Source organism: Streptococcus halichoeri, assembly GCF_009870755.1.
Lineage (GTDB): Bacteria > Bacillota > Bacilli > Lactobacillales > Streptococcaceae > Streptococcus > Streptococcus halichoeri.
Genome location: NZ_WLZU01000044.1, coordinates 1 through 6,891 on the forward strand (window position 1 = coordinate 1; position 6,891 = coordinate 6,891).

A 6,891-nucleotide genomic window follows, 5' to 3' on the forward strand; every position below is an offset into this window, starting at 1 on the left:
ATAGGGGAAGCCAAGCTTTCCTCACTGCCCAGCTGAGTTAAAGTTCCAACCATGGGAGTTTAGCTCAGCTGGGAGAGCATCTGCCTTACAAGCAGAGGGTCAGCGGTTCGAACCCGTTAACTCCCATAGTATTGAAAAGATACAGGTCCCGTAGTGTAGCGGTTATCACGTCGCCCTGTCACGGCGAAGATCGCGGGTTCGATTCCCGTCGGGACCGTTTTATAAGTCCGTTGGACTTATAAAAGTTGCGGATTGAATAAGCGGAGCTTATGTCATTCGTTACTCAATTGAAGAAAATCAATTAAAAACATTAAATGATGAAAAGACTCGTTAGCTCAGTTGGTAGAGCAATTGACTTTTAATCAATGGGTCACTGGTTCGAGCCCAGTACGGGTCATGTCAGCGGGTTTGGCGGAATTGGCAGACGCACCAGATTTAGGATCTGGCGCTTAACGGCGTGGGGGTTCAAGTCCCTTAACCCGCATAATAGAGAGCCGGCTTAGCTCAGTTGGTAGAGCATCTGATTTGTAATCAGAGGGTCGCGTGTTCAAGTCATGTAGCCGGCATTAATAGAATGCGAACGTAGTTCAGTGGTAGAACATCACCTTGCCAAGGTGGGGGTCGCGGGTTCGAATCCCGTCGTTCGCTTGTGAGGAGCCGGGGTGGCGGAACTGGCAGACGCACAGGACTTAAAATCCTGCGATGGTTCACATCGTACCGGTTCGATTCCGGTCCTCGGCATAACATTTATAGAGCACCCTTAGCTCAACTGGATAGAGTACCTGACTACGAATCAGGCGGTTAGAGGTTCGACTCCTCTAGGGTGCATTTTTTTCGGGAAGTAGCTCAGCTTGGTAGAGTACTTGGTTTGGGACCAAGGTGTCGCAGGTTCGAATCCTGTCTTCCCGATTTATGGCGGTGTAGCTCAGCTGGCTAGAGCGTCCGGTTCATACCCGGGAGGTCGGGGGTTCGATCCCCTCCGCCGCTATAATTTAGTTATATGGATTGACTTTGGACCTTTAGCTCAACTGGTTAGAGCACTCGGCTCATAACCGAGCGGTCGTAGGTTCGAGTCCTACAAGGTCCATTAAACGGAGGATTACCCAAGTCCGGCTGAAGGGAACGGTCTTGAAAACCGTCAGGCGTGTAAAAGCGTGCGTGGGTTCGAATCCCACATCCTCCTTTTAAAAGATATCGCGGGATGGAGCAGCTAGGTAGCTCGTCGGGCTCATAACCCGAAGGTCGTAGGTTCAAATCCTGCTCCCGCAATATAGAGTATTAGAGATAATACTTATAGTTGGCTCGGTAGCTCAGTTGGTAGAGCAATGGATTGAAGCTCCATGTGTCGGCGGTTCGATTCCGTCTCGCGCCATTTTAGCGGGTGTAGTTTAGTGGTAAAACTACAGCCTTCCAAGCTGTTGTCGCGAGTTCGATTCTCGTCACCCGCTTTATAGTTTATTCCAAGACTATGGTTATTTTATTGTCTTGGGCGCGTAGCTCAGGTGGTTAGAGCGCACGCCTGATAAGCGTGAGGTCGGTGGTTCGAGTCCACTCGTGCCCATTATTATGGAGAATTACTCAAGAGGCTGAAGAGGACGGTTTGCTAAATCGTTAGGTCGGGAAACTGGCGCAAGGGTTCGAATCCCTTATTCTCCGTTTTGCAAATGTGAATATCGTTTCGATATTCCTTTTTTTATTTTTGAGGGTTTGATATGAATAAGTTTAAAATTTCACGCTTCTTTTTTATTTTAACCATATTATTTATCTGTTTATCATTTTTATTTTTATTGGTAAAAGAATCGTTCTCGCCTTATTTGTCATCTTTAACGCAAAGCTCTTTGTCACGAGTAGATCAGGTTATTTCACGCCCTATTATTACTTTGCAAGAAATTTCTGGTGAGGCAAAAAGTTTTATCAATACCTATAATGAGAATAAAGAATTAAAAGCAAGCTTAGCGACCTCAAAAAGAGATACAGTTAGTGTTAGACAATTAACCTCAGAAAACAGAGAATTAAAAGCTTTGTTGGGTATTGACTATAAGCAGTCTTTTCAGAAATCTGCCGAAGTCATTGTTAGAACTCCAAAAACATGGGGTAATACCATGCGAATAGCTTTAGGAAAGCGTCAAGGTGTGCAAAAAGGGATGCTTGTCTCAACTTCTAAGGGGTTAATTGGGGTAATTAATCAAGTTACACCTCATTTTTCGGATGTTGCCCTCTTAACAAGTGGTCAAACGTTTCATCTTCCAATAAAAATTAACGATGGAAAAAGAACAATATTTGGTAGCTTAAATAGCTATGATTCAGCTGCTAATCTCATCTCCTCTAGTGAATATAATTCTAATACTCCTATTTCTATTGGTACAACGGTATACTCAAGCGGTTTGGATGGTAAATCGCCTTCGGATATTCCTATTGGCAAAGTTGTGAGAACTGTCAATGATGATGATAAATTGAAAAGGAAAATTATGATTCAACTATTTGATGAGGCTTCTGACGTTAATTATGTGTCGGTAGTGGGGAAATAAGATGAAAGTATATCTCAAGAAAATATTTCAATTTTTCCTCATTATTTTATTGATGCTCATCGAAGGGCATTTAGCTGCCTTGGTTCATTTTTTTGTGACTGGTCATATTACAATTTTCCCTATGCTTTTTTTGGCAGCCTTTTATTACTTTTGTAAGCAGTTTAAAATGACGACTTCTTGTTTACTTGCTGTGTTCTTGGGAATGCTTTATGATTATCATTATTTTGCCTATTTAGGAATAATGGTCATTATACTACCAGTTATTACTTTATTTGCCCTTGCTATTTCTCGTTTGTTGGAGTATAGATGGCGATATTTTGAAGAGATACTAATTCTGCTTATCTATCTTTTCTTGGTTCAAGTAACTGCTTATTTTCTTCTGCGTTGTTACCACCGGATATTTGTGGATTGGACCTATTTTATTACCTTCCATTTATTGCCGTCGTTACTGGTTACCATTTTTGCAGCTGTCATTGGGAAAAAGCTACTTAATCAGCTATTTGTGTGATTATTACATATAAATGTAATAATAGCGTAATATTAAATCGTGAAAAATCTGATAAAATATAAGATGTCTTATCGAAAAGGAGTAGTTTTTTTAAAATGAAAAAGAGAATATTATCAGCCGTTCTTGTAAGTGGTGTTACCCTTGGAGCAGCTACAGTTGTTAGTGCAGATAACATTGATGTGAAGATTTCTGATGCTGACAAAAAAATCTCAAACCTTACTAGTCAACAGCAAGCAGCAAGTAAACAAGTTAATGCATTACAATCGCAAGTTAGTGCATTACAATCTGAACAAGATAGCTTAGCAGCACAAAACGCAGAGCTCAAAGAGCGTTCAAAACAATATGAACAAGAAATCCAAGCTCTGACTAATCAGATTGTTGCTCGTAACGAAAAATTAGAAAAACAAGCTCGCAGTGCACAGCGCGGAAATCAAAGCACAAATTACATTAATACGCTTTTGAATTCTAAATCTATTTCTGATGCTGTGACGCGTTTATTTGCGATTAATCGTGCTGTTTCAGCGAATGCTAAATTGCTAGAGCAACAAAAGGCTGATAAAGCAGCTCTTCTAGAAAAACAAGAAGCTAACCAAGAAGCAATTAATACAGTTGCTGCGAATGTAGCTAAGATTGAAGAAAATCAAAATGCTTTACAAACTCAAAAAGCTGATTTAGAAGCTGCCACTGTTAAATTAGCGCTTGAATTAGCATCTGCAAATGATGATAAAGCAAGCTTAGTAGCTCAAAAAGAAGCAGCTGAAAAAGCTGCCGCTGAAGCGGCTAAGGCAGAGGCAGCAGCTAAGGCTAAGGCAGAAGAACAAGCTAAAGCCCAAGCAGCATCAGTAGTTGCTGCACAAGAGCAATTAGCGAAACAGAGTTCAACTGCACCTACAGCAGCACCAAGTTCACTTGTGGCACCTGCAGCTCAAGCAGCAGCGGCGTCTACTGCAAGTGTACAACCACGGGCTCGTCGTTCTGCTCCAGTTGCAACACCAACTTCATATCAACCATCTATTTCCTATGGGTCAGCTGGTACTTATCCAGTAGGTCAATGTACTTGGGGAGTTAAATCAATGGCTCCTTGGGTTGGTGATTATTGGGGAAATGGTGCTCAATGGGCTAATAGCGCAAGGGCAGCAGGCTTTTCTGTAGGTTCAACGCCAAGAGTTGGAGCGGTTGCTGTTTGGGGCGGAGGCTTCGGACACGTAGCACTTGTTACATCTGTTGAAAGTGATTCAAATATTCAAGTGATGGAATCAAACTATAATGGTAACCAATCTATTGGAAATTATCGTGGTTGGTTTAATCCTACTAGTCAAGGTACTGTAGAATACATCTACCCACATTAATAAGAAATTAAATGATAGGGATTAGCTTTAAGCTAGTCCTTTTTGAATTTGCTTTGGTTGGCTGTTGATTCTAGTTTGGGATCAGTGTTATTTGCAGCGGATGATTGATCACTAAGTAGGATATTGCTTTGGTTTACTTTTACCCAACATTAATTAATGAATGTTATGGCATTACAAAGGTTTAAGGCTTGATTGGAAATGCTTTGAGGTAGCTGTTGTTGGGAAGTCATTGCGCTGTTTGCCTGGTCTTGTTGTAGGGGTAGATGGCTTTAAAAGTACTTTAAGCAGTTGTAGGCAGTGAGTTTTGCAGTGAAGGACTGATGTGGCTTTTGCTTATCATTGCAGGCTGAATGCTGAAAATTCCTGTGATTCAGGCGCTTGCAGGTATTTCTCCTTGTTGAATTACGTTTGAAAAAATACTAAAAAAGGGTTAAAATGGTAGAGGACTAAAACTTTGGAGGAAATCATGTCTTATTCTGATTTAAAATTGTTTGCCTTATCGTCAAACAAGGAATTGGCGGAAAAAGTGGCATCATCAATGGGTGTTCAGCTGGGGAAATCATCGGTTCGTCAATTTTCGGATGGTGAGATTCAAGTTAATATTGAAGAATCCATTCGTGGGCATCATGTTTTTATTTTGCAATCAACTAGTTCGCCTGTTAATGATCATTTAATGGAAATCTTAATTATGGTTGATGCATTAAAACGTGCTAGTGCTGAAAAAATTAGTGTGGTTATGCCCTATTATGGTTATGCACGACAAGATCGTAAAGCTCGTTCGAGAGAACCAATTACTTCTAAATTGGTTGCCAATATGTTAGAAGTGGCTGGGGTTGATCGTCTTTTGACAATTGATTTGCATGCGGCACAAATCCAAGGCTTCTTTGATATTCCTGTTGATCATTTAATGGGTGCACCTTTGATTGCTAATTACTTTGAACGTCAAGGTTTGGTTGGGGATGATGTGGTTGTTGTCAGTCCTGATCATGGCGGAGTCACACGCGCACGGAAATTAGCACAATTCCTCCAAACCCCCATTGCGATTATTGATAAACGCCGTAGTGTTAATAAGATGAATACGAGCGAAGTTATGCATATTATTGGTAAGGTCGCTGGTAAGAAATGTATTTTAATTGATGACATGATTGATACTGCTGGGACCATCTGTCATGCAGCAGATGCTTTAGCGCAAGCTGGTGCAACAGCTGTGTATGCTTCTTGTACGCATCCCGTTCTATCTGGTCCTGCTCTTGAAAATATTCAAAAATCGGCTATTGAAAAACTGATTGTTTTGGATACGATTTATTTGCCAGAGGAACGGTTAATTGATAAGATTGAGCAAATTTCCATTGCTGATTTGATTGCGGAAGCTATTATTAGAATTCATGAAAAACGTCCGTTGTCACCATTATTTGAGATCGGCCATTAAAAAGTAGTCCTTGGGCTACTTTTTTAATGGCTTTAAACGGTAGGATTTTCTTAAATTTTGTATAATAAAACTAGGCTTAAGAAGGCAGAAATTGAAATAGGAAGGAGACTTATGCGAAGCGTTCAATCCTTGGGTATTGTTCTTTTTAATCGTGATTATCGTGAAGATGATAAACTGGTTAAAATGTTTACAGAGACAGAGGGAAAGCGCATGTTTTTTGTTAAGCATGCTGGTAAATCTAAAGCAGCAGCTCTGGTTCAACCCTTGACGAGGGCAGATTTTATACTGAAAATCAACGATAAGGGTCTTTCTTATATTGATGATACGGGAGAAGTTGAGACCTATCCCAAAATCAATAGTGATATTTTTAAGTTGTCCTATGCTTCCTATTTATTAGCTTTAGTTGATGCTGCGCTACCTGATGGGGAGCCGGATCCTGCTTTATTTGTATTTTTAAGAAAAACATTAGATTTGATGGAAAGTGGTCTTGATTATGATATTTTAACCAACATTTTTGAAATTCAATTGCTTGATCGTTTTGGCATTCATTTAAATTTTCATGAATGTAGTGTTTGTCACCGGGTGGGATTGGCATTTGATTTTTCACATCAATTTTTAGGAGTGCTGTGCCCAGAACATTATCATCTGGACAAGCGGCGTCATCATCTCAATCCCAATGTGCTGTATTTGCTTGATCAGTTCCATTTGATGAGTATTGATCACTTAACGGCCATTAATTTAAACCCCTCTATAAAGAAGCAATTACGTGCTTTTATTGATGAGCTTTATGAGGACTATGTAGGTCTTCGTTTGAAGAGTAAAACCTTTATTGATCAATTAGATAGTTGGGCAGATATTATGCGCCCTTCGGCTGAGATTAAGGATCCTGCGAGTGATCTTGAGAGGAAGTCTTGATGACATGAGGCTGTTGCTGAAGGCTGCTTAGCTTTATGCTATAATCCCGAGTTTATCAGTTAAAAAATAAAAAAATCTCTATAAACGCTGTCAAATCAACGTTATTGAAGCTTTTTTAAGTTGTAAATCGTGTTGTGTATGCAGTTTTTCCCTAACTTTTGA

5 protein-coding genes and 17 tRNA genes are annotated in these 6,891 nt (G+C 40.2%); all 22 read left to right on the plus strand.

Translation table 11 applies throughout. The annotated features are described in order from the left end of the window. Positions 1–53: 53 nt before the first annotated feature. The 22 genes from GWD08_RS08380 to recO all read left to right on the plus strand — a co-directional run bounded on the left by GWD08_RS08380 (position 54) and on the right by recO (position 6,729). Positions 54–126: transfer RNA gene (locus GWD08_RS08380), tRNA-Val, on the plus strand. Between the two features lie 18 nt (positions 127–144). Next, positions 145–217: transfer RNA gene (locus GWD08_RS08385), tRNA-Asp, on the plus strand. A 107-nt stretch (positions 218–324) separates the two neighbouring features. Continuing rightward, positions 325–397, plus strand: a tRNA-Lys gene (locus GWD08_RS08390). 5 nt (positions 398–402) lie between these two features. Then, a tRNA-Leu gene (locus GWD08_RS08395) sits at positions 403–484 on the plus strand. A gap of 9 nt (positions 485–493) precedes the next feature. Next, a tRNA-Thr gene (locus GWD08_RS08400) sits at positions 494–566 on the plus strand. A 10-nt stretch (positions 567–576) separates the two neighbouring features. Next, positions 577–648 (plus strand) — tRNA-Gly (locus tag GWD08_RS08405). Positions 649–656: 8 nt separating this feature from the next. Then, positions 657–741, plus strand: a tRNA-Leu gene (locus GWD08_RS08410). Between the two features lie 13 nt (positions 742–754). Continuing rightward, positions 755–828: transfer RNA gene (locus tag GWD08_RS08415), tRNA-Arg, on the plus strand. A 7-nt stretch (positions 829–835) separates the two neighbouring features. After that, a tRNA-Pro gene (locus GWD08_RS08420) sits at positions 836–909 on the plus strand. A gap of 5 nt (positions 910–914) precedes the next feature. Then, a tRNA-Met gene (locus GWD08_RS08425) sits at positions 915–988 on the plus strand. 25 nt (positions 989–1,013) lie between these two features. Beyond that, a tRNA-Ile gene (locus GWD08_RS08430) sits at positions 1,014–1,087 on the plus strand. Between the two features lie 6 nt (positions 1,088–1,093). Then, positions 1,094–1,183: transfer RNA gene (locus GWD08_RS08435), tRNA-Ser, on the plus strand. Between the two features lie 12 nt (positions 1,184–1,195). After that, a tRNA-Met gene (locus GWD08_RS08440) sits at positions 1,196–1,269 on the plus strand. Positions 1,270–1,299: 30 nt separating this feature from the next. Then, positions 1,300–1,372, plus strand: a tRNA-Phe gene (locus tag GWD08_RS08445). A 5-nt stretch (positions 1,373–1,377) separates the two neighbouring features. Further along, positions 1,378–1,448 (plus strand) — tRNA-Gly (locus GWD08_RS08450). Positions 1,449–1,487: 39 nt separating this feature from the next. Next, positions 1,488–1,561, plus strand: a tRNA-Ile gene (locus GWD08_RS08455). Positions 1,562–1,568: 7 nt separating this feature from the next. Continuing rightward, a tRNA-Ser gene (locus GWD08_RS08460) sits at positions 1,569–1,656 on the plus strand. Positions 1,657–1,712: 56 nt separating this feature from the next. After that, on the plus strand, positions 1,713–2,528 hold the full coding sequence (gene mreC / locus GWD08_RS08465) for a rod shape-determining protein MreC (protein WP_159565223.1): 816 nt from the start codon (positions 1,713–1,715) through the stop codon (positions 2,526–2,528). Between the two features lies 1 nt (position 2,529). Continuing rightward, positions 2,530–3,036, plus strand: a complete 507-nt coding sequence (mreD, locus tag GWD08_RS08470) for a rod shape-determining protein MreD (RefSeq protein WP_159565225.1) — start codon at positions 2,530–2,532, stop codon at positions 3,034–3,036. 95 nt (positions 3,037–3,131) lie between these two features. Beyond that, positions 3,132–4,385 carry a peptidoglycan hydrolase PcsB gene (gene pcsB / locus GWD08_RS08475; RefSeq protein WP_159565227.1) on the plus strand — a complete coding sequence of 418 codons (1,254 nt, stop codon included), beginning with the start codon at positions 3,132–3,134 and terminating at the stop codon, positions 4,383–4,385. 466 nt (positions 4,386–4,851) lie between these two features. Next, positions 4,852–5,814 carry a ribose-phosphate diphosphokinase gene (locus tag GWD08_RS08480; RefSeq protein WP_159545970.1) on the plus strand — a complete coding sequence of 321 codons (963 nt, stop codon included), beginning with the start codon at positions 4,852–4,854 and terminating at the stop codon, positions 5,812–5,814. Between the two features lie 111 nt (positions 5,815–5,925). Then, positions 5,926–6,729: a DNA repair protein RecO gene (gene recO, locus GWD08_RS08485; protein ID WP_159565229.1), complete on the plus strand. Its 804-nt coding sequence runs from the start codon at positions 5,926–5,928 to the stop codon at positions 6,727–6,729. The last annotated feature ends 162 nt before the right edge of the window (positions 6,730–6,891 follow it).

Bases quoted from the DNA above. Each gene is read 5' to 3' on its own strand.
- GWD08_RS08480 (WP_159545970.1), top strand. From the start codon at position 4,852: ATGTCTTATTCTGATTTAAAATTGTTTGCCTTATCGTCAAACAAGGAA.
- recO (WP_159565229.1), top strand. From the start codon at position 5,926: ATGCGAAGCGTTCAATCCTTGGGTATTGTTCTTTTTAATCGTGATTAT.
- mreC (WP_159565223.1), top strand. From the start codon at position 1,713: ATGAATAAGTTTAAAATTTCACGCTTCTTTTTTATTTTAACCATATTA.
- mreD (WP_159565225.1), top strand. From the start codon at position 2,530: ATGAAAGTATATCTCAAGAAAATATTTCAATTTTTCCTCATTATTTTA.
- pcsB (WP_159565227.1), top strand. From the start codon at position 3,132: ATGAAAAAGAGAATATTATCAGCCGTTCTTGTAAGTGGTGTTACCCTT.